The 22,496-nt window shown below is 33.1% G+C and carries 23 protein-coding genes and 1 tRNA gene; 4 read left to right on the plus strand and 20 right to left on the minus strand.

The window, feature by feature from the left end; translation table 11 throughout:
- Nucleotides 1–380 precede the first annotated feature (380 nt).
- Nucleotides 381–560, minus strand: coding sequence for a ribbon-helix-helix protein, CopG family (locus tag CQZ96_RS05125; RefSeq protein ID WP_004721206.1), 180 nt, complete (start codon nucleotides 558–560; stop codon nucleotides 381–383).
- 261 nt (nucleotides 561–821) lie between these two features.
- Nucleotides 822–1,178 (minus strand): hypothetical protein, encoded by a 357-nt coding sequence (locus CQZ96_RS05130; protein ID WP_004721210.1) that lies wholly within the window; start codon nucleotides 1,176–1,178, stop codon nucleotides 822–824.
- A 1,130-nt stretch (nucleotides 1,179–2,308) separates the two neighbouring features.
- On the opposite strand from CQZ96_RS05130, the gene CQZ96_RS05135 reads away from it, so the two are divergent.
- Entirely contained in the window at nucleotides 2,309–2,860 is a 552-nt protein-coding gene (locus CQZ96_RS05135) for a DUF2799 domain-containing protein (protein WP_004721211.1), read from the plus strand.
- A 235-nt stretch (nucleotides 2,861–3,095) separates the two neighbouring features.
- Here CQZ96_RS05135 and CQZ96_RS05140 read toward each other — a convergent pair whose 3' ends face one another.
- From CQZ96_RS05140 to CQZ96_RS05150, 3 genes are all read right to left on the minus strand, one after another.
- Entirely contained in the window at nucleotides 3,096–3,503 is a 408-nt protein-coding gene (locus CQZ96_RS05140; protein ID WP_004721214.1) for a hypothetical protein, read from the minus strand.
- A gap of 82 nt (nucleotides 3,504–3,585) precedes the next feature.
- Nucleotides 3,586–3,789: a hypothetical protein gene (locus CQZ96_RS05145; protein ID WP_004721216.1), complete on the minus strand. Its 204-nt coding sequence runs from the start codon at nucleotides 3,787–3,789 to the stop codon at nucleotides 3,586–3,588.
- Nucleotides 3,790–4,145: 356 nt separating this feature from the next.
- Nucleotides 4,146–4,406 (minus strand): hypothetical protein, encoded by a 261-nt coding sequence (locus CQZ96_RS05150; protein ID WP_105712921.1) that lies wholly within the window; start codon nucleotides 4,404–4,406, stop codon nucleotides 4,146–4,148.
- Nucleotides 4,407–6,130: 1,724 nt separating this feature from the next.
- On the opposite strand from CQZ96_RS05150, the gene CQZ96_RS05155 reads away from it, so the two are divergent.
- The gene (locus CQZ96_RS05155; RefSeq protein WP_105712922.1) at nucleotides 6,131–7,009 is read left to right on the plus strand and encodes an ATP-grasp fold amidoligase family protein; all 879 of its coding nucleotides are present in this window, start codon (nucleotides 6,131–6,133) and stop codon (nucleotides 7,007–7,009) included.
- Nucleotides 7,010–7,130: 121 nt separating this feature from the next.
- Here the strand turns inward: CQZ96_RS05155 and CQZ96_RS05160 are convergent, their stop codons facing one another.
- From CQZ96_RS05160 to CQZ96_RS05185, 6 genes are all read right to left on the minus strand, one after another.
- The gene (locus tag CQZ96_RS05160) at nucleotides 7,131–7,388 is read right to left on the minus strand and encodes a hypothetical protein (protein WP_105712923.1); all 258 of its coding nucleotides are present in this window, start codon (nucleotides 7,386–7,388) and stop codon (nucleotides 7,131–7,133) included.
- A 1,266-nt stretch (nucleotides 7,389–8,654) separates the two neighbouring features.
- Nucleotides 8,655–9,266, minus strand: coding sequence for an NAD(P)-dependent oxidoreductase (locus CQZ96_RS05165; RefSeq protein WP_105712924.1), 612 nt, complete (start codon nucleotides 9,264–9,266; stop codon nucleotides 8,655–8,657).
- A gap of 589 nt (nucleotides 9,267–9,855) precedes the next feature.
- Complete coding sequence (locus CQZ96_RS05170) at nucleotides 9,856–10,056, minus strand: hypothetical protein (RefSeq protein ID WP_004721224.1); 201 nt, start codon at nucleotides 10,054–10,056, stop codon at nucleotides 9,856–9,858.
- A gap of 23 nt (nucleotides 10,057–10,079) precedes the next feature.
- Entirely contained in the window at nucleotides 10,080–10,349 is a 270-nt protein-coding gene (locus tag CQZ96_RS05175) for a hypothetical protein (protein ID WP_105712925.1), read from the minus strand.
- A 101-nt stretch (nucleotides 10,350–10,450) separates the two neighbouring features.
- A complete protein-coding gene (locus tag CQZ96_RS05180; protein ID WP_004721227.1) occupies nucleotides 10,451–10,609 on the minus strand; it encodes a DUF1328 domain-containing protein in 159 nt (52 codons plus the stop codon).
- Between the two features lie 186 nt (nucleotides 10,610–10,795).
- Nucleotides 10,796–11,140: a hypothetical protein gene (locus CQZ96_RS05185; RefSeq protein WP_004721229.1), complete on the minus strand. Its 345-nt coding sequence runs from the start codon at nucleotides 11,138–11,140 to the stop codon at nucleotides 10,796–10,798.
- A 567-nt stretch (nucleotides 11,141–11,707) separates the two neighbouring features.
- Between CQZ96_RS05185 and CQZ96_RS05190 the strand changes: the two genes are divergently transcribed.
- Together CQZ96_RS05190 and CQZ96_RS05195 are read left to right on the plus strand one after the other, a co-directional pair.
- Nucleotides 11,708–12,157: a BLUF domain-containing protein gene (locus CQZ96_RS05190; protein WP_056512393.1), complete on the plus strand. Its 450-nt coding sequence runs from the start codon at nucleotides 11,708–11,710 to the stop codon at nucleotides 12,155–12,157.
- A gap of 39 nt (nucleotides 12,158–12,196) precedes the next feature.
- Entirely contained in the window at nucleotides 12,197–12,664 is a 468-nt protein-coding gene (locus tag CQZ96_RS05195; protein ID WP_105712926.1) for a BLUF domain-containing protein, read from the plus strand.
- Between the two features lie 328 nt (nucleotides 12,665–12,992).
- On the opposite strand, the gene CQZ96_RS05200 is transcribed toward CQZ96_RS05195, so the two are convergent.
- The 9 genes from CQZ96_RS05200 to efp form a co-directional block, all read right to left on the minus strand.
- Nucleotides 12,993–13,253, minus strand: a complete 261-nt coding sequence (locus CQZ96_RS05200) for a hypothetical protein (protein WP_004721234.1) — start codon at nucleotides 13,251–13,253, stop codon at nucleotides 12,993–12,995.
- A 345-nt stretch (nucleotides 13,254–13,598) separates the two neighbouring features.
- Nucleotides 13,599–13,675 (minus strand) — tRNA-Val (locus CQZ96_RS05205).
- 44 nt (nucleotides 13,676–13,719) lie between these two features.
- A complete protein-coding gene (locus CQZ96_RS05210) occupies nucleotides 13,720–15,735 on the minus strand; it encodes a transglutaminaseTgpA domain-containing protein (RefSeq protein ID WP_105712927.1) in 2,016 nt (671 codons plus the stop codon).
- A gap of 9 nt (nucleotides 15,736–15,744) precedes the next feature.
- Entirely contained in the window at nucleotides 15,745–16,653 is a 909-nt protein-coding gene (locus tag CQZ96_RS05215) for a DUF58 domain-containing protein (RefSeq protein ID WP_105712928.1), read from the minus strand.
- A 12-nt stretch (nucleotides 16,654–16,665) separates the two neighbouring features.
- Nucleotides 16,666–17,625, minus strand: coding sequence for an AAA family ATPase (locus CQZ96_RS05220; RefSeq protein WP_105712929.1), 960 nt, complete (start codon nucleotides 17,623–17,625; stop codon nucleotides 16,666–16,668).
- Between the two features lie 140 nt (nucleotides 17,626–17,765).
- Nucleotides 17,766–18,791, minus strand: a complete 1,026-nt coding sequence (locus CQZ96_RS05225) for a 2-dehydropantoate 2-reductase (protein WP_105712930.1) — start codon at nucleotides 18,789–18,791, stop codon at nucleotides 17,766–17,768.
- A 193-nt stretch (nucleotides 18,792–18,984) separates the two neighbouring features.
- Nucleotides 18,985–19,287: a YbdD/YjiX family protein gene (locus CQZ96_RS05230; RefSeq protein ID WP_004721243.1), complete on the minus strand. Its 303-nt coding sequence runs from the start codon at nucleotides 19,285–19,287 to the stop codon at nucleotides 18,985–18,987.
- Nucleotides 19,288–19,319: 32 nt separating this feature from the next.
- The gene (locus tag CQZ96_RS05235; RefSeq protein WP_105712931.1) at nucleotides 19,320–21,419 is read right to left on the minus strand and encodes a carbon starvation CstA family protein; all 2,100 of its coding nucleotides are present in this window, start codon (nucleotides 21,417–21,419) and stop codon (nucleotides 19,320–19,322) included.
- 398 nt (nucleotides 21,420–21,817) lie between these two features.
- Nucleotides 21,818–22,387: an elongation factor P gene (gene efp, locus CQZ96_RS05240; protein WP_004721246.1), complete on the minus strand. Its 570-nt coding sequence runs from the start codon at nucleotides 22,385–22,387 to the stop codon at nucleotides 21,818–21,820.
- Nucleotides 22,388–22,496: the final 109 nt, after the last annotated feature.

A 22,496-nucleotide genomic window follows, 5' to 3' on the forward strand; every position in this document is an offset into this window, starting at 1 on the left:
AAATACACTTAATCTCAAATACATGAAAAGTATTGTTTTTAAAGACCAAATTCAAGGAATAGTTTTATCAAAGTTGAATTCAAAAATTTATTTTTGGGTGCACTTTTTATAGCTTTCTTTTTCTACAAAAAAGAAAGCTTACAAGCCATCAAACTGCTTGTAAGCTTTCCTTTGCTTATTTTACTCACTATCATCAAGATCAAATTGGTCAGTTTTAAAGAATCAAATACATTAAAAATTTATAAATATCAAAATCTTCAATAATTAGTACAATGTTTTTGATCAATCTTACTCAATTTTTTCTGATTCAATAGAAATAAAACCCGCTTTTCCCCCTAAAAGCATAGTCCTATTTCTTGATAAAATAGTTAAATGAAATGTTACTTTTTCGGTAAAGTGGGTTTAGTCGCATAATCTACACCATGCTTTTCTAAATACTCACGAATCAGTTGGCGAACCACTTGTGAAGGCTTTAGATCCTGACGATTGCACAATTCCTCAAAAGCTTCCTTTTTGTTCGGGTCTATCAAAATAGTTAATCTTGCTGTTTTATTTTCCATATCCCCAATCTCTTAATTTATTTAGAAATAGAATTCTAATAACATTTATGAGTTTTTCAATGATATTTTTTTATTTTATAGTATTCATATTTATAACTTTACATTCATAGACTTAAGTCGACTATTTCACTCAAGTTTCAATATCTTTAGATAACCTATATTCGGGCTGTATTTATATGCTAAATATACTTTCTATTTTTGAGTATTGATGATTTAAAATGGCTATTACACCTTATCCAATATAATAGCCAATCGATGTTTTTAGGAAAAATCTAACTCTTTTTCAAAAATTCGAAGTTCATGTCTTGCCATCGCTAAGTTCGATTTTTGGCGATCCAATACCAGATATAAAAATAAATCGCTATTCTTTTCAAGTGGACGTAATAAATGATACTGCTTCCCGAGTGTGATCAAAACATCATCAATCGTATCTTTCAAATCTAGTGCTTTTGCTGTTTTAATTTTTGCTCTTAAAACTTCCGTATTTCCAGCAGCAGCTAGTTCTAAATCGATCCCCGTTCCTTGAGCGGCAAGTGATAATCCACTTGTATAGTCTACAAGTGCTGCTGCTGTGAAGCCATCAATTTCAGCCAATGGATTTAAGTCAATTTTAGCCATTATTTTTTACCCCTTTTATTCAATATAAGATGATTTATATAGATTTATAACACTATATAACAACATAAAAATATCATAAAATGATAATAAAATATTATCTTATTATAATAATATGTGATTTTTTTAATGTTTTTCAGCACCTTGACACACAAAAGCCCTCCAATGAGGGCTCTATCAAGCTTTTGAACTTTTTAGCTCAGTGCTTACATCACTATAGTAAAATTAGATCTTCTTCTTTTAGCAACTTTTATAATTTTTGTTTGTTTTGTTTTCATAGGCAAATAGTAGATAAGAAATCTGTAAAAATAATTACAGTTCAAAAATATCCAATTAATTTTTAAATCCAACACCATGATTGCATAGCATTTTTTGACAATAAAAATTAGCCAAAAGTACTCTTGGTTAAAACCACAAAATTAGTCGTCATTCTGCTTGAATGATATTTTCATTTGTTTAAAAATCAAGCCCGATGCGATAAAACCAAGGCATCCAATAACGATAAACTCAACAATAGCTTCCGTTAAACCTAGAACAAAAAAAACTATGGATAAGACTACCGATACAGTAAAAACGATCTTCGCAAACATTAGAATTAAGCCACTTTAAAGATCAATGTAAATTTAACTATAAAATCATAGTATATAAGTTTTATGAAATTAAATAAGTAACGATAAATTTCTGTGTAATCGTGACTGCACTAAGCTCAATGATTATCTATGTTTTGGATTTGTAGTCTTGTTTTAATCCACTTTATTTTTATAGCGTTAGATGAAAAATCCTATTTTTAGAAAAATCTGAACAAATTATCAATCTATTAAATTTAGTTGTCCATCCGTTATTTTTAAATTAAATGAAGTTAAGAATTTAGCAGTTCTGTTCTTTTGGAGATAGAATTCCTAGGTTTATATTTATCAACTGCGATACAAACATTATGCTCAAGCTGAAGATATGCCAAAGTTAAGATACGATATCGGCAATAGCTGCAGAATCAAGATAAAAACCCTATTGTATTTTTAATAATTTAGATTCACTTTTCATGTGAATCAATATTAATGATCAGGGAATGGTTGATCTTGTCATGATAAAATCATTTTTTAAAGTAATTCAAAAATCGTTTGGAAGAATTTTTCATGAAACTTATAGTAATTTTATCTACCTTTACGGTTTTACTTTCCGGCTGTGCTGCAATGAGTGTTGAACAATGTAAAACTGCAAATTGGTTTAACGTTGGCGAAAAAGATGGCGCTGCTGGAAATAAATCCCACTTAGATAAATACTATTCCTCCTGTAAAAAAGCCAATATTATTCCTAGTCAAAATCTTTATGAAATGGGTTATCTAAAAGGGTTAGGGGCTTACTGTCAACCTGAAAATATTTTTTATGAAGCTTTAGAAGGTCGCGGTAATTTTCGAGTTTGTCCTGCAGAGAAACGTGAATCCTTACGTCATTATTATCAAGTCGCCAATAACTTTTATCATGCGAATTCAGAATTTAATACCTCACAAAACAACCTAGATTACTATCTTGGAAAGTTAGATAGTAAAGACCTCTCTACCAAAGATCGTGATGACTATAAAAAGAAATTATCTGACCTCCGAAGCAATAGCAGTCAAGTACGCTCACGTTATCAAGATGCACTTCGGAATCTAGAACGTTTTAAAGCTGAGCATGATCTCTATTAGTTTTAAACAAAGTCACAGAGATCTACTCAGTAATGATTTCGAACGTCGCTTGGAATAAATCATTCGAATAAAAAAGCCTCACATCACTGTGAGGCTTCCCCTTAATTTTTGCGCTGATTAAGGATTATTGTATGTTTATTCACTATAATGAATTAACAATCACAGTTTTACTAAATAACGTGAAATGTGTCAATTTTAAAACATGAAACAACCATATTTTTTCAACTATTCACCATCATTCAATGATACAGACTTGTTTTCTTAATGGACTATCATCTGCAAGATCGTCATTAGATGAACCAATACCATGTGTAATGCCATTTTCATCATAAAATGACAAAAATGTATAAGTTTTATTTTTATCACAGTCTACATAATTGATCATTTTCATATATTTAAAAGAATTATCCTGCCTATCCTTAGCGACTCTTAGCATAACTGCTTTATATCTAGGCTGGTCCAATTTTGGCTCTCTTTTTACAAGAAAAAGCGACTTTTTTATTTTAGATGTATGCTTATCATCTAGCTCTTTTTTAAACTTTTTAATATCTAATTTTTCTTCAAGAAAAGTCGGTTTTATTGGATCAGCAAAGCTAAATTTCGAATTCAATAAAAGAAATGCCAAGAGAATTTTTTTTATCATTGATTTGAATGTCATCTACAAAAAAAGTTCAATCATATCAATTAAAGCCCCAACTTTTGATGGGTGCACTCGCTAAGTAATTTTAAAGACTTATATCAATATCGATGTTGTTGGCAATGTCAGAAACAATATCTTTATTCGTATTCACAATCAATCGACCTGTTTCCACGATCAGATCAACGGCATCCAATGGATTGATCGAATTCACGATATCATTCATTATGCTAGAGTCTTTTTGCTCTTGTTGAGATTGCTGTTCTAAATCTTCATTTTCTAAATTATTCACTTTGTTCTCCCATAAGCCTCATATAAAAATCTCCCAATGATCAGGAGCTATTCAGTTGACTACATCTCGATAGCAGAACTATGCCATATTCCCTCTACAGGACCAATAGCTGACTTCTATTCATAGTCTCAATCCAGCAAATGCAGAGTCTTATAGTGATCTTGTGAATATGTATCTTTTTTTGACATGTGGTTCATCCCCACAATAAAACGAGACAGACTATTGAAATGGTTTTCATCATTGAGTCTTATCTTGATTGAAAAATTAAACCCAATCAAAAAATAAAAGTTGGTTCATTTAGGTGGGGAATCAAGTTATGGTTATTTCTTTCTGGAGATCTTAAAACTTACAGTGTTTTAATTCCAAAAAACAGAAAATATTTTTTCTTTACCAGCATTTTTGATCCTCACCTTGTAGCCCGCTTTCTTAAATTCTTCACCCAAATTAATTATGTCATGTTGAGCAAAATCTTTAGTAATGTATTCACTTACAAATAATTCTCCTTGATCAGCTTTTAATCTAATTTGTGTTTTCAAAAATCTTTTAAGCTGCTCAATTGAAAAATATGGCGCTTGATTGGAATCAATATTAGCTTCACTCATTTTAGGTATTGGCATTTCAAAACTCACAATCGCAAAGTAAAAAAATATTATGAACAGCTTAACTTTGAATTGGGTATAAAAATTGAAATATCATGTATTCTTTGTCATTTCATTTATATGATTATTTTTTAACAACTTTTAAGCAATGATGACAAACCTCCAACTCGCCATCTTTACAATAATGTGTCTCAATCACACGATGAAAGCCAAACATACATTTTAATAGTTGGATCAAAATCAATCCCTCCATAAAATAAAAAGCCCATCTCAAGATGAGCTTTTCCATTGAACTATTCTACTTTGGAAACCATATTCCAGTTGGCACATTTCCCAACAGGTGTACAAGTAAAGTTAAAACAATAAATACAAAAAAGAAAAAAACGATGTTTATTGATTTGTCTATCATGATTTCACCCTCATTTTATTGTTGTTTCTTTTTTATACAATAAATTATGTAAAATATCAAACAATTTAAGTAACTTAAAATATATTTTTTACCATTTGTTAAAATAAATTATCAAACAATCAGAATAAAAAATCATGGATTATTCAAAATGATCACCATTTCACTCTAACCCAAATGCAGCAAGGCAAAATGAAAAAATATAAAAAAAGACGCCTTAGCATCTTTCATTTATATGAAGTTTATTTAAACAATAATATTTAATTTTTTAAGTAAAAAATTTTTAATAATTTCATTCTCATCTAATAACATCAGTTCATCAGATACCCAAAAAATATAAAATACGTTTTTAAACTGAATCTTTCTTTTAAAATAGTTTGTTGTTGAATTGGGTAATTTGCCTTTTACTTTAAAAGACTTTTTATTATCATTTCCTAGCAACTTACTTCCATGCCAGGGACCGCCTATACAAATATTCATAAGAATTAATTTTAAAGATGTTGTTCTGAATTTACATCAAATCTATAAATAAACAACCCATACCTTCGTATAAATTTTAAGCAAAACAATAATAGGCCACATCATTGGATCAAATAGCGCATTATTTGAACTCCAATGATGTCAAGTTAGAAAGCAGAACATCCGTTTACAGTAGCTATTCCAAATATGAATTCATTCATATTTATTAAAAGTGTGCTTAAAATCACATTAAATCCTCAATATTCTTTCAATAAAGCTTAACTATTCAGCTTTCCATCGATACTAATATTCATTTTTCAAATCGTTTTATGCTTTTAGATAGAAGCCAGATACTTATCATTTATTGATTAGGCTAAAATTAATAAACCCACCTAAAAAATAGGTGGGTTTATTAAAGACTTAAATACCAAGTCAAAGTGAAAAGCACAACCTTCTTCACTGGTTAAATTTTACACAATTCATATTAAGATTCAAGAAAATATTTTACCTTTTGGTAAAGCTTCATATATGTATCGTAAATTTTATGTAACAGACTGCTTAAATCCTTAGCAAATCGCCTAAGGATTGTCGGTCTAAGCGATCTAAAGCTTAAATTTTCATGGATTACAATAACCACGCGCTTGATTCAAATATGTCATATCACACATATAAAAACTGGATTCAACATATTGATTAAATATAATAATTTATAATTCAAAAACGTAGCCCGATAAATTTTCCAATCGCGCCGTAATATGAAATATTTAGAGGAATAAGCTTATTACTATAATACCCATACATAAAGTCATTCGCTTTTTAAAAATTTTTTAAGCTTTTGTTATTTATACTTATACGATCATTAATTGGGTTTTGACAAATGATTGACAATCTCACCTATTTTGCAAAAGTTATAAGAGCATATTTTGTCTCAGATAAGCAATATTTAACCAAACGTTTTATTAATAAACTTGGCTATATTCCCAATTTTGATCAACCCAAAAGTTTTAATGAAAAAGTCACGGCACGAATGATTTTCGAAAGAGATCCATTACATACCTTATTAGCTGATAAATTGGCCGTAAGAGAAGTGATCAGCAATAAAATTTGTTCTTCTCATCTGATCCCATTGATCGGCGTATATAAATCTTACAATGAAATTGACTTTAGTCGAATGCCCGACAGATTTGTTTTGAAATGCAATCATGATAGTGGCAGTGCAATCATCTGCAATGATAAGCGTCAATTTGATCAAAGTAATGCTGAAAACAAATTAGCGCATCATTTAAAGCAAAATATGTATTTCAGAAAAAGAGAATGGCATTACAAAAATATTAAGCCATCAATTTTAGCTGAGCAATATGTTGATTTATTGATTGACCAAGAGACTAAATTAACCATTACCACTTGTAGAGTCCATTGCTTTGAAGGTCAACCCAAATTTATTGAAGTCGATGTACAAGATAGTCTCAAAAATGAATATTCAAATATTTACGATACATCGTGGACACTCCAACCATTTACAGTTGATTTAAAAAGCAATAGCCCTGCATATTTAAAGAAACCAGCTCGGCTAGGCATCTTAATTGAGCTATCTCAAGCGCTCTGCCTTAAATATAGTTATAGCCGAATAGATTTTTTAATATCAAAAAATAATATCTATTTCAGTGAAATAACCCTAACACCTAATGCTGGAAGAATGGTCATTGAACCTAAAGAATGGGATATGAAACTTGGTAGTTATTGGCATTTATTTTAAAATGATTCAAAAACACCCACAAAGAGCCAGACTTATGGGTATATAAATCATGCAAAGCGAGTAAAAAATACGAAGTTTACTTCAATGAAAATATGACATATTACATGTAACCGATCAGTCACTACACAATAAACTTAAACTCAAATTTCCCTTTATAATCAATAGCATCTAAATAATCTTTAATATCATGTGCGATATTCTTAAAGGTTTCTAAAACATCACTTGGTGGATCAATAACGACTTCAATTTTATAATTTTCATCTTCTGTTTTTGTCGTCTGTGTATATACGCCATCACAACTCATTTTTAATTTTAGATAATCCTCTAGCGCTTTAGTTAAATGATTTGTTACCAGCTCAATTTTTGAAAATTTGTGCATATACCCTCTTTCCTAAATCGCGTGTCATAACCAGATAAAGAATTTCGTACCTACCACCCAAATACTCTTTAACTTATCAGAAAGATCAGTTATCCAGACATTAGTTCTTAAGTTACGATTCACTATATCGTATTTTATAGATATACTAATTCAAATTCAGGCTGAAAATCAACTACTATTCTTTTGAAATTTCTACCATTTTGAGATTTCATACCAATAAAAATTAATTTTTCACATATTTTCTTCTTCTATTCTTATATTTCCTAATATATTTTATACCAACACAGTTCTTAAAAAGATCTTGCATAAATTAAAAAATAATCATGTGGAGTGAATCATATTGGTATTGAAAGTTCCTCCTCCCTTTGAGAGAAAGCGAGGATGAGGGGGCTTTTATGTTGATCTGTGGCTTTTAAAGGACTTATGAAGAAGTCTAAAATGTAAAAATTAAAGTCTTATCTACAATGGTTGTAACTGTTCAGATCATTTTACTCAGCACTAATCCAAGTATGCCCCAATCCAAGTGTGATCCAATATAGGTTTGATGAATAAAGCACGGAAAATAATTCATCTTCAAATGACAACAAAATCAAAAATAACATTGATTTAAATGAATTAATATTTACACAACTAGGGATGATGATTTTAAAACCAATGGCAATAAATCATTTATCTTTACGCGCTAATCTGTTTTTTATACAAGACTCATTTAGAGACTACCATAGCAATATCTTAAAATTCTCATAACTAATCGACATATAAATAAAAAATTACTGATTGAACTAAGAAACTAATAGATTTTTTAAAAGAGTACTTTTTGTTTCATAACATTTCCAACATATAAGTCTATACATAAAAGTGTTATGGTATAACAATTCAAAAAAAGAGTTCTTCATGACAAATCCATATATCAATAGCAAGTTCTATATTCTAATTTTAGTCTTATTTATATCAATTATGACCACTAATGTAATTCATAATGATTTATCAGACACCTTATTAACCATAATTAACTGTTTTATCATCATAAAAATATTACATGTATTGTCTATTCAACTTTTAAACACAATCTTTAAAATTTGTAATCCTTAATTCAATTAAACTATACAGTTATATTTATTCAATATAAATAGAATGTTCTTCAGCAACGATTAAAAAAAATTTAAAATAAAACACTTATGAGTACAAATAAGTCTAGAAAACGCTAAAATCATCAATTTAATTTTTATAGAAAAAAGCCCTCAAATGAGGGCCTTTATACATTTCTTAGTATCCAACAGTAAAACGTTGATTAATATGGTTGTTATTTTCAATTTCATCAGATAATGCTATTGCAAAATCTTCAGCTGAAATTTTACTGCCATCTTTACCAATTATAAGTTCATCTTTTCCTAAACGAAATTCTCCTGTACGTTTACCTGGAGCAAACTCAGCCGAAGGTGATATAAAAGTCCATTCAATATCATCAACGTGTTTAAGTTTTTCAAGGAAATTTACAGCAGCTTCTGCTTCAGGTTTATACGCAGCAGGAAAATCATCCGTATCCAATAAGCGTACATTTTTGTTGGGAATAGTCAGTCCACCAGCACCACCAACAACCAAATAACGCTTAACTTTAGAATCCCGAATTGTGTTAATCAATGCATTCGCATCTAAGCCATGAAAAGGAACAGCACTTATCACGGCATCTTGCCCTTTTAGAGCTTCAACAAGCGCTTCATGATCATTTAAGTCCACATCTACGGATAAAACACGTTCCGTATCAGGTACTTTATGTGTATTACGTGCGATGGCTTTAACGTAATGACCACGTGAAACAAGCTCTTCTAAAATACGTGAACCCGCCATACCTGTTGCACCAATTAAAGCAATCTTCATAATCGTTCCTCACTTATTTAAGATAATTCAAAAATCTTAATCAAATAGTTTTATAAACCATTAAATATAAAACTTATAATGTTTAAAATTTTATAAATAATTTACATATGAAATAATTAACAATTTATAGATTAAGATTAATAATCCATTATCACCTACATAGCTCTATTTTAAATTATTAGTTAAGTTTATTTTCTGTCAAAATCATGTAAACAATGTCACTTTTTAATAGCTCTCATGTATAGGTATTTATTTTTAAGTACAATGATTTTAGTAACTGACTTTCACTTAAATAAAGCTTGTGCCTTATTTTAAAATATACCTACTAAGATGGCTGAGTTGCCTTAGCTGACCCTATTAAAGGTGGCCAATAAACAGAAAAACGTTATGATTATTCACTTCGATTAGCTAAACACACAGCCCTAAATTTTTGCATCTTTAAAAACTACCTACCAAGAGTGTAGCATTTTATATTCAGGATGTAGTTTTGATTAGTTAAGATATTCTATGAGGTAACTCTTAGTCACTTTAGACCGATTAAATTAAGGCTAAAATTATAAAAAAGAATTGAGAAGCTAGAATATTTGATTCAAGTGCTTCTCATCATTTGTCGTTGCTGGCGAACTAATCCTAACTGCATCTTTCTCTCAAGTATTTCTTCTTCAGAGAATGATAATGAATCTTTTAATATTTCAATAGGTAATGAACTATTTTCAATCAAATAGCAGTCTTGATCAGTTGACCACTCTGAAATCAATGTTGCTTTTTTGCGCTTATGTCTATGATGCATATAGATACCCTTAATCAAAAACCTTATAGATTTATTTGCCGATCAACCCATTCCAAAAATTTATTTTTATTATTTATTTCTGGTGCGTTGACTATTACTATATTTTTTTTACTGCCAAATTTACCCGAGATTTTGTTTGGTTTCTCAAAATTAAACTCATCATCTGTGCCCTCATTTAAAGATCTGAAATATTCAGCGATCTTCTCAAAATTTGTTTTGCTATTAAAATCAGGTCTTAAAAGTAAAAAATTATAAATTTGTTCTAAAACAAAATCATAGTTAATATTTTTCATAATATGCTCAGTTCAAATTTATTAAGTAATTTAAGTATTTTCAAATTCATTATATCTAACGATAGAATGACTAAATTCTACCGTTAGATGGTTTATAATGACTATACCTTTCCACGAGAAATAAAACCAATCACAGTAAGGATAACAGCCACGACTAATAGAATAACTGCAAAATCTTTTGAAAGACCTGCTACACCACCAAATCCTAAAAGACTCGCTATAAGTGCTATTACAGCAAATATAATCGCCCAACGAAACATAATATAGTACTCCCTAAAATATATTTTGATTTAAGATAACACTATAAATTAATAATTTAATTCGAGTGTTATTTTATGTGATTAAAATGTTCTAGTTTAGAATATATTTTCACTTAAAATAACACTAAAACTTAAGCATAACAATTAAGATCAACTTACTATTTTAAAAATAGTAATTGCTAAAATTTACTTTTTATATAATTTATTAAGAATAAAATATCGATCGACGCGTGTATCCTTTAATTTAGGCATAATCATTTTTATCATGAATAATACAGAACAAGAAATAAAAAGCATGATGATGACTTCAACAGAGTAACTTATCATGAATAAAAGGCTATAAAACCCTAAAAAGAAAGATAGGCTTAGGAATACCTTTTGTAAATAAATTGTGATCAATACCCCATACAGTAAAGCTGATAAAAACAAGTTGAATTTCTTATTCATCCCCAATTGATCAAAAATAATAATGAGCAATGAAATACTTAAAACAGAGACAATAAAAATAACAATATTTTTTAAAATTTGCATTTCATCCCCTCTTATTTCATATTTATAAAAATGCTCCCCCCTTAGTTGTCCGACTAAGGGGGAAGACTCCCCCAATACACAACACTTTTTATTTAGCACATCAATTTTATAACGAATTATTTTAATTTAAGCGTTAGCGACAATCACCTTAAATTAAGATTCAGATTTATAATAATGATGAGCACTTGTGGTGTATCTAGGCAGTATAAATAATATGAAATTTAGCGATATAATCCATGGCTTACATGATTGTGAGAAATTTCTTACATTTGTATATTTTTTAACCACACAAAATTCAAAATATGTAAATTAAATATATTATTTTCAAATATTTAATTTTAACAATAGGCTCAATTTGTTTTGTAAAGTAACAAAACACTCAAACAGTGTTAAAAAACTTTACATTTCATGTTTAGACCGGTTGGTACGATTTGTTAGCTTTTGATTAATTATCAATGTATTGTAGTCATCATTACTAATCTTTCTATGTGAATACATAAAGCTTATTAATAAAATTAAAGCGTTAGCACTTAGTTCGAAGTAATTATTTATCGTGGAAGCCTTCTAATGGAATTTGTAAGAGTTTTATATGCAAGTAAAGCTACGAGTACTCATCCAAATCTTAAGAATGATTTGATAGAAATTCTTAACACAGCTGTTGATTTCAACTCTCGCAATGAAATCACAGGCGTTCTTTATTATGGACATGGATATTTTGTTCAATGTCTTGAAGGACATAAAAGTAAAGTTGATGATCTGTTCTATAATCAAATTTTAAAAGATCAACGTCATCAAAACTGTGAGATTTTATATTACGAAACATGCGACATAGGTTTGTTTAAGCATTGGAATATGAAATTTGCCCCTGTCAATAAAAGACTTGGTGACTTTTTCCTAGAAAATCATCGTGATGATTTCAATCCATTTCTTCTTTCTAGTGAGACGATCCCTTCTTTTATCGACCTTTTAGCGGGTGAATACGCTATTGAGCCATATAATTTTGATATCAATGAATAAGATTTTTTATACGAATCTACGCAACTTGAGGAAAGATGTATGCTAATTCGATTGTGCTATGCGAGTACTCGAAATGAATTAGCCAATGACCTTATTGAAGATTTAAATGCTATCTTAAATACTGCGCGTGATTTTAATGGAAAAAATAAGATTTTTGGCGTTCTATATTATGCCAATAATCATTTTTTTCAATGTCTTGAAGGTGAAAAGCCTATAGTTCAAGCGCTATTTCAAAGTATAAAAAATGACGCTAGGCACAATAGCATTATTGAATTTGAAATCATGGATATTGACAAAATTAGTTTTAAAAACTGGTCAATGAAATATGTACAAAAGTGCTCAAAAGTTGATTTATTTTTTAATCAGCTTGGCTATAACTCATTTACGCCAGCAGCCCTCAATGACGTTCATTTAAATAGCTTATTAAATGAGCTTTTGAAAGAAAAGCAAACTCGAGTGCGTAAAAAGGTCGGTTTAAATCAACGAGGAATCTCCTCATTTCTTTAAATATCAAAAGAGAGGGTTATGGACCCTCTCTTTTAAAGAATTTTAAATTTTGACTGATTGACTCGAACCCAGTTACTCTGATTCACCAGATATAAATGCTTTCACTAATTTAAAAAAGTGACAAGCTTCCCAGCGCCATTACAAATCGAGACTAGTTAATGAATGGATTAATCTCTTGTTGGCCGCTTGTTAAGTTTTCACTTTTAATTTCCTATATCTATAGAAATGTATTGTTACCATCCCTAAATAGATAAAGTTAAATCGTTTTTACCTTAGGTACATGTTTTAAATTATTATGAAAATTATTTATCTTTAATATAATTAAGTTTTATGAGTAATTTATTTTATTGTTATTATTAATACTAACTACTTTAAAGTTACAATTTTTATAATTAATATTTTCGTTTATTCTTGCATGATCAAGTTCATCCCATAATTCAAAGTAAAAAAATTCAGATGTGTCTGAGTAAATCCAAAACCACAAAGTAGATTCATCTTTTTTGACTGGGTCATAAATACTATCTTTAACTTTGACAAGTTTATGTAAATGAAATTTATCATCTTGAAGTACTATTTCATGAATACTCAATAGTGTGATTCCTGCAATTTAAAATCATTTAGACTATAACTCATTTTTATTTCTTTTTTTTATTATGATTTTTTTAAAAATGTAATTTAATGATTAAATGTACATATATCTTTATATATGTAAGTTAAATTTAAGATAGGTTTGAAGCACCTTAGTACTTAACTTAAATAAGCCAAGTATTGCTACATTTTCTAGGTATTTTTATTTTGTTGCTAACTTATTGCAAACATGTTGAATATACCTCCATTTTCTGCAATTTTTCTGAATTCACGTATAATAGAGATGCAACAAAAGCAAAAAAAAGACCTATAAGCTTTTGAATCACTTATAAGTCTTTAAAAATCTTGGTAGGTATATCCAGACTCGAACTGGAGACCTCTACGATGTCAACGTAGCGCTCTAACCAACTGAGCTATACACCTGAAGTGCTGAGAATATTATTCATTTTTTAATAAGATGACAAGCCTTATTTCTTTACTTTTAATGCATTCGCACACTCTTTAAGCAATTTCTTGATATTTTGAATATCCTGTTGATTTTCATTACCTAAATAGACAATTTTTTGAAAAATCTGATTCACTTGTTCAAACAGATGTTTTTGTTCAGTCCACAAGGCTAAACGCTGCATCCATTGTTGAAAGGTTTCTGATTCAGCTTTTTGATCAACCTCAGATAATTGATGATTAAATTGAGCAATGATTCGCTCAAGTCCTGACATTTGACGAGTGCGCCAAAATTGCGTCACCCCCCAATAGATCAGCAGTAATCCAAGAATTCCAAAAATTAAAACCAAACCATAACTATAAGCCGATGTTAAGCCAAGCTTGTTCATCCAGCTGCTTTGCTTCTCTGCATCGTAACCGACAACCTTACTCTGCCATTGAAAACTGGCATAGTCACTCCAAACACGCAGCGTTCTAAGCAGTGATGAATGCTGGAAACGCAAATTTGAATAACCCGCATCACCAAAAATCGAACGATCGTCATTCATCACATTTTGCATACCACGATCAATACGCATCGGTGCAATGATGGCCGTTGGATCAATGCGTTGCCATTGCCCGTGTTGATAAACCTCAGCCCAAGCATGTGCATCTAACTGACGTACTTCCCAACTTTGACCATCAGGAGACAGCTCACCACCTTGGTAGCCTGTGACTACACGCGCTGGAATTCCAACATAACGCATAAGCAAGACAAAGCTTGAGGCATAATGTTCACAAAACCCCTGCCGAGATTGAAACAAGAACTCATCAACGCGGTTATTCCCCAACCTTCCTGGTGCAAGTGTATAAACAAACTTTTCTTTCTTGTACCAGTTCAATACATTCTGAATATAAGCTTCAGGATTAGACTGGCTCTGCTGATACAGATTTAAAGCAAACTTCTGGGCTTGTAGATCACTCTTTTTCGGATAACTGAGGTTATTTTTCAGCATCATCTGTTCAAAATGTGCATCCTGAATATCTCTAACCTGACTCCCCATCCACTGCAATTCAATTGGCTGGGTACGCTGTACCAGTCGTTTAGGTGTTATCGACCAATCTTGGTGTAACTCAAAACGTTGTTCTATTGGAATCGACTTTTCCAAACCGGTAATCCATTGCTGACTTGGATCACTGGCAAGATATTGATAATGAAATCCATCAATCTGCCCTGCGATCTTGGAATAAGCTTTTACCCGTTTATTGGCAAACTCACTTGTCCACGTTGTACCATCATAACGATCAAGCACCATCGCTCGCCAATACAGCTCATTACGATTTGGCAATTGCTGCATATTGCCAATAACTCGAAATGCCAATGCACTTGACTGTGAAAGCTCAGCAATATCACCCGGTGACATGCGATCACTTAATCCCGTTACCGCTTTATTATTGGGAATGGGGATTTGCCAAAGTGGTGGCAAACGCGGAAAAAACATAAACAGTAAAATAAAGAATGGCAAAGCCAAAGCAATAAATTTAAGGATATGCAATGAATCACTTTTAAGTGACTGAAAAATCGGTTGCTCTATTTCAAAATTGGCGATTTGTACACGATACAGTCCAACCAAACAACTGATTAAACAGCATAAAACTAACAGTGCCATCCAAAAGGCTTGGCTGTGTAAAAACAAACTGGCACTGACGAACAAAGCAAAGTTAAACAGAATAATAAAGTCACGCTTTGATTTGGTTTCTAGTGCTTTCGCAAATAAAAATGTGGAGAGAACCGCTGTACCTGCTTCTACGCCTAAAAATGTGCGGGAATCAAAATAAATGATGAGCAAAGCTAAAAGTGCAAAAACTAATTTTGGGGTTTGTGCAAATAATCGAGGCAGATTATAGACTTGATGTTTATTGGTTTTGTCATAATACAGTGCTAAACCCACGATATTAATGAGGAATAAAATAGACAATGCCACAGGCATATAAGCCAGCTGTGCCAGCCAAATCAAACTCAGCACAACTAAAATTGAAATTTGTATCGATTTATTCATTGTTCATCCTCATGCTTGCGCCAATAAGGTTTTGATATGAATATAGTGCTGTTCACCAATCCCGTTTTCAGTTTGTGCATGCGGTAAAATGATGCTGTACGGCGTTTCCGTCTGATGACATCGATCGACCAACTCCATCATAAAACTTAGCTTCTCTTCATGGTCTGCGCTTGGCATTTTGCTATATTCAATTTGCATCGCATGGGTATCAACCAAATCATCGAATTGCTTTACAAATAACCCTTGTCCACGCGCGGCCTGTTTCCAAGAAATGCTTTGCAATGAATCACCTGATTTAAAAGTCCTTAACTCTTTAAATTCATCTAAATCAGGCTCACCTGTATTGGAATAATTCTGTGATTGATGGGTTAAAGACTTCGCTTCAGGGGCAATCCAGTAACTGTCAGTTAAATAAATATAGGTCCATGCCCGTACTAAACCAAGCGGATATGTGGAGTAAATTTGAATTGGGGGAACTGAAAATTCACCTCGTTGTTGTGGGATAAAATTCAATTCAAAACTTTGTTGTTTTTCTTCAAATAGAAAGGATTGTAATTGTTCATCAATTTTAAAGTTTAAAAACTTAGGCGTAGCACGATCTTGTTGTAGGTTAATTCTCACCTTAAAAGCTTCATTAACCTTACCCACCTCATCAACAACCACATCTAATGTAATCGCATGTAATTGTTTAAAACTGAGATAGAAACTAATACATAAAATTGCACTGATTAAAAAACAAAAACCAAGAATTAAATTGTTGGCATAATTAATCCCAGCGATAAAAGTAATCAGAATAAGGACCAGATACAGAAAACCTTGTTGGTACATAAACACCAACACTTGGTTTTGTTTCAGTGTACGGGTTCCTGTATAGCGAAACCGAAGATGCAGCCATTTAACAAATCGTTGACCTAACATAAGCGTTTCCAATTAACCCTTTACAGGAACTTTTTGCATAAGTGCTCGTGTCTCAGACTCACCTAATCCTATACGATGCGACACCACAGCAACAAACACTGCCTGTACATCATCTGCAATTACAAATTGTCTTTTTTCAATCAAGGCAGAGGCTTGTGCTGATTTTTTTAATGCCAATAACCCACGTGGAGATAACCCATGACGACCTTTACGTGTTTCTTCTGCTAGATCAAGCATATATTCAAAAACAACATCACTCAATGTAATTTGATTTACCACACATTGTAATTGCAAAATTTCCTGATGTTGGAAAATCGCTTGTAACTTTTCAATCAAATCATGGCGCGAGTTTTGCTGCAATAATAGTTTTTCTGCTGCGCGTGATGGATAGCCTAAAGACAGTCGCATCAAAAAACGATCAAGTTGTGACTCTGGCAAACTATAGGTTCCACTTTGAAAAAGTGGGTTCTGTGTTGCAATCACCCAAAATGGTTGTGGTAAAGGGTAACGTGTACCATCTATAGTGACATTGCCCTCCTCCATTGCTTCAAGCAAAGCACTTTGGGTTTTAGGGCTACAGCGGTTAATTTCATCTGCAAGCAGAATTTGGGTAAAGATTGGACCATGTTTAAACTCAAATTGATGTTCTTTTTGATTAAACATATTGATCCCAATCACATCACTTGCCAGCATATCATTGGTAAACTGAATCCGTTGAAAATCGAGACCTGCTAAACGTGACAAGCTGCTGGCTAAGGTGGTTTTTCCAAGTCCGGGTAAGTCTTCAAAAAGTAAATGTCCACCAGCCAATAGACTACATAACGCCAGTTTAGTCTGATGACTTTTATCTAAAATAATTTGGTTGATTTGACTTAAAAAATCATCAATTTTTGGATAAAACTGAGTGAGGTCTAAATTTGATACAGTGCTATGTTGTTCTGATGCTTTTACTTGTGTTGTTCCCCAAATCACCTTTTATTTCCCCAATAAAATTATTGTAACTTCCTTAACATACACGGTTTTAAGGAATACTCAATCTTGACTGCGATAAATCCTTATTTTCATTTGCTGAATACACTTCAACATTTATAGCTTCCCCTATCAGCCAAAATTTACACTTTTAATTTTGCGGCATGCTCTAACTTTGTTTTTAAATCGTGTGCACCAATTGAAAATTCACTTTCTGAAATTTCAGCCTGTTTAATCAATTCGATTAAGGTTTTATTGATGGGTGCTTGTTTACCTAACTGTTGGGCGAGCTGGACAACTTCCCCATTGATCCAGTCCACTTCTGTGGTTCGCCCTGTCATCAAATCATCTTGCATAGATGAACGCGCCAAGGGATCGATTGCCAACATTTTACGGCTTAATATTTTAAAAATGAAATTGGGCAAACTGATTATTTTAGGCAATAGATGTGCCGAAATTGCCGTGAGTTTGGCTGGCTGGATTTGTGCTAAATCTAAGAGATGTAACGTTTCTTGTTGCGCCATAGCAAGGCATTGTCGATATTGATGATTAGACAATTGTTGTTTTAATGGTAACTTTGATAAAGCATTGATTGAATTATTTAAATTCAGCAAAATTTTTGCCCATTGCACCGCAAGCATATCCTGATCAAAAACAATCTCTAATTCAGCTTGTTTAAAAAGCTTGGCTAAATCCTGTTGCTGTGTATACGCTTTCACATGCAACGCACCAGATGTCCCTTGATGAAAATGCCCAACTGCTTGAACTGCAACATTAAAAGGCACCATGCCTTCTAAAATCGAATGATGTTTTAAAATCTGCTTTAAAATTGGAACATTACTCAACCCATTTTGAAAACTCACAATATAGGGCCTGTGAACACCCAAGTTGTCATAAAGTTCCTTGGCCACTTGCTCAGTCGCAGCCGATTTTACACATACAAAAATAATATCGGCATCTGTGACTATTTTAGGATCAACACTGAGATGTAAATCATTTGCCGCGATTTTTATCGTTTTACCAGTGTAATCTGTCAGTTTTAAACCAGACGTCCTCAATTCTTCATATACACGAGGACGTGTAATAAAGCTCACATCAGCACCTACCGCTGCTAATCGACCGCCAATATAGCATCCAATACTACCCGCACCATAAATACAGATTTTCATAGCAGTCTCCTTGCATTTATATCTATTAGATGATTCTAGCGGAGTTAGTCTTTGCCAACTGTCAGTTATCCGACAAGTCTAATCATGAAGTACACTGTTATTGCGTTAAACCGATAAATCGCTTCGCTCATATTCAAAAAAAACGGCACCCAAGTGCCGTTCTATTTAAGCTTTAAATCAACGGGTACTTATATCAACATGGACACTTCTTCATTGTTCCACCAGCCGTTGGATAGCGGGCATCTACACAATAGCGATGAAAGGTCTTTTCATCCATTGCATCCATATCGGGATGATGCTTTTTCATGTGTTCCAGATAATTTTGATAATCTGGAACACCCACCATCAAACGGAAACTTTGCTGTAAGCGTGTCCATAATGTTGCAATTCTGGACCAATTTTTAGGATTAAAAATTAGCTCCTTTTGCGACATGATGGTCATCTTGATGATTTTATAAATCACCGTTTTACCACCTTGAGCAAATTTAAGCTTCATCACTCACCTCTCACTCTATCTGTAATATCAACTTAGTGTGATTTAGAAACAGACACTTCTTCAGGATCTGCATACACCGCTGGTGCTTCATTTACTGTTGGCGTTGGACTTGCCAATGCACGACGAATTGCGCCAATAGCAGCAAACAGCATCACAATCGCAACAACCATAAAGAATGCACACAGTGCAGCATTGATTTGATTGGACAATACAATGGTTTGCATTTCTTCAAGTGTTTTGGCTGGTTTTAAAATTTCACCATTGGCAATTGCTGTTGAGAATTTATCCGCCTGAGCCAAGAATCCAATCTTAGGATTGGTATGGAAGATTTTTTGCCAACCCGCAGTCATACAGGTAATGAATAAGAAAATTGTTGGGATAATGGTGACCCATACATATTTTTCTTTCTTCATTTTAAATAAAATCACCGTACCTAAGATCAAAGCCATTGCCGCAAGCATCTGGTTACCGATACCAAACAAAGGCCATAAGCTGTTAATACCACCAAGTGGGTCGACTACACCTTGATAAACAAAGAAACCCCATCCAGCGACAGCAACCGCAGTACCGATCATATTCCCAACAAAGTTGTGTGAGTTTTTAAGTGCTGGAACAACGATACCCACTGTATCCTGTACCATAAAACGACATGCGCGTGTTCCTGCATCGACAGCAGTTAAGATAAACAAGGCTTCAAATAAGATCGCAAAATGATACCAGAACGCCATCATTGAACGATTATTAAAAATATCCGTGATGATGTGAGCCATACCAATTGCAAATGTTGGCGCACCACCAGTACGCGAAAGAATCGTACTTTCACCCACTTCTTTTGCCAGCAAGCTCAATGTCTCAGGTGTAACCACAAAACCAAGTGTACGTACTGCTTCTGCTGCGCTCTCTACTGTAGTACCCAATACTGCCGCTGGCGCATTAATCGCAAAGTAAACACCAGGTTCAAGCACTGTTGCACAAATCATTGCCATGATTGCAACAAATGACTCCATCAACATACCGCCATAACCAATGACACGAATATTGACTTCGTTATCAATCAGTTTAGGTGTAGTCCCAGATGAGACTAAGGCATGGAAGCCAGAAATCGCACCACAAGCAATGGTAATAAATAAGAATGGGAACATAGATCCAGCAAATACAGGACCAGTACCATCAACAAAATGCGTAACAGCCGGCATTTTTAACATTGGCATTGCTACAATAATACCGACTGCTAAACCCGCAATTACACCAATTTTCAAGAATGTTGATAAATAATCACGCGGTGCTAATAACAGCCAAACAGGTAGAACCGAAGCCACGAATCCATAAATGATGAGTGCCCAAGTAAGTTGTGTTCCTGTTAATGTGAAAAATGGTCCCCAATAAGGATCAGCAGCAACATTTCCACCATAAACAATTGCAGCCATCATTAACACAAAACCAATGATAGAAACTTCTGCAATCTTACCCGGACGGATATAACGCATATAGATGCCCATAAATAAGGCAATCGGTATCGTTGCTGCAATACTAAACACACCCCAAGGACTATGTGCCAGTGCTTTCACCACCACCAGTGCCAATACGGCAAGGATGATAATCATTACACCTAATGCGCCAAGCATCACCACTACACCTGCAAATGAACCCAGCTCTTGCTTTGCCATTTCGCCAAGTGAGCGCCCATCTCGTCGTGTAGAGATAAATAAGACCAAGAAATCCTGAACTGCACCAGCAAGAACAACCCCGACCAAAAGCCAAATTGTTCCTGGTAGATAACCCATTTGAGCAGCAAGAATAGGCCCAACCAATGGCCCCGCTCCTGCAATAGCAGCAAAATGGTGACCAAAAAGTACATATTTATTGGTCGGGACATAATCCAAGCCATCTGCTAAACGATGTGCTGGTGTTAATCGCCGAGGATTCAGTTCAAAAACTTTGGTCGCAATAAATAAACTATAAAAACGATATGCGATGCTATAAACACATATCGCTGCAAGCACTAGCCAAACCGCATTGACATGCTCACCCTTGCTGACTGCAAGTATTCCAAAAGATACTGCACCAATTATGGCGACAATCACCCAGATCAATTTTGATAAGGGTGATGATTTTGTTTGAATATTTTCCATTAAAACCTCACATCTTGATTACAAAAAGCAGTTCCATTGTTTTTATAAAGCGTAATGCATTTCCGTGACTCATTCCTTGGTGACTCTACTCCTCATTTTTTTGTTTTCATCTAAGACTTTGGCATTAAAACTGGTCTGAATATGTACTATTAGCATGACATCACAGTGACTTAAATCGCGACTTTGTTATTTTTATCATCAATGTAATTATCCGACTCTCTGACTCTACTATTAATTATAGGCTGTCGATCTACGACTTTAGTCGAAAATTTAGCCGATGTTCGCTATTTTTATAAAGGCTTGTACTTTTAAAAAGCCGTATAGCAACTCAAGCTATGCGCAATAAAAAAGGGATGATTTTCATCATCCCTCAGCGTCATCATTTTTCAATAAAATGATTAAGCACGCTCTAAGTAATCACCAGTACGGGTGTCTACACGAACGCTTTCTTCTTGCTGTACAAATAATGGAACACGTACAACTGCACCCGTTTCAAGTTTAGCTGGTTTACCACCACCACCTGAAGTATCACCACGTACACCTGGATCAGTTTCAACGATTTTCAATACAACGAAGTTTGGCGCACTAACGTTTAATGGAATACCATTAAATAGCATAATTGTGCATTTTTCGTTTGAATCGTCTTTTAACCATTTTGCAGCATCGCCCATTGCAACTTTATCAGCAGCAATTTGTTCGAAAGATACTGGATCCATGAAGTTCCATAATTCGCCATCGTTGTAGAGATAATCCATTTCTACTTCTACAATATCAGCTGCTTCTAAAGATTCACCTGATTTAAAAGTTTTTTCTAATACTTTGCCAGATCTTAGGTTACGTAGTTTTACACGGTTAAACGCTTGACCTTTACCTGGTTTTACATATTCGTTTTCCATGATTGAACATGGGTTACCATCAAGCATAACCTTTAGGCCAGCTTTGAAATCATTTGTAGAATAATAGGCCATGAAAGGCACACTCCGAACTTACTAATTTAAATCTCTACTGCGATGCTATCAGCAAATCACCCGATTTGTGACAGTGATCATTCCAAACAGCAAAGAATGTATTTTACAT

Source organism: Acinetobacter sp. MYb10 (assembly GCF_002980175.2).
GTDB lineage: Bacteria > Pseudomonadota > Gammaproteobacteria > Pseudomonadales > Moraxellaceae > Acinetobacter > Acinetobacter guillouiae.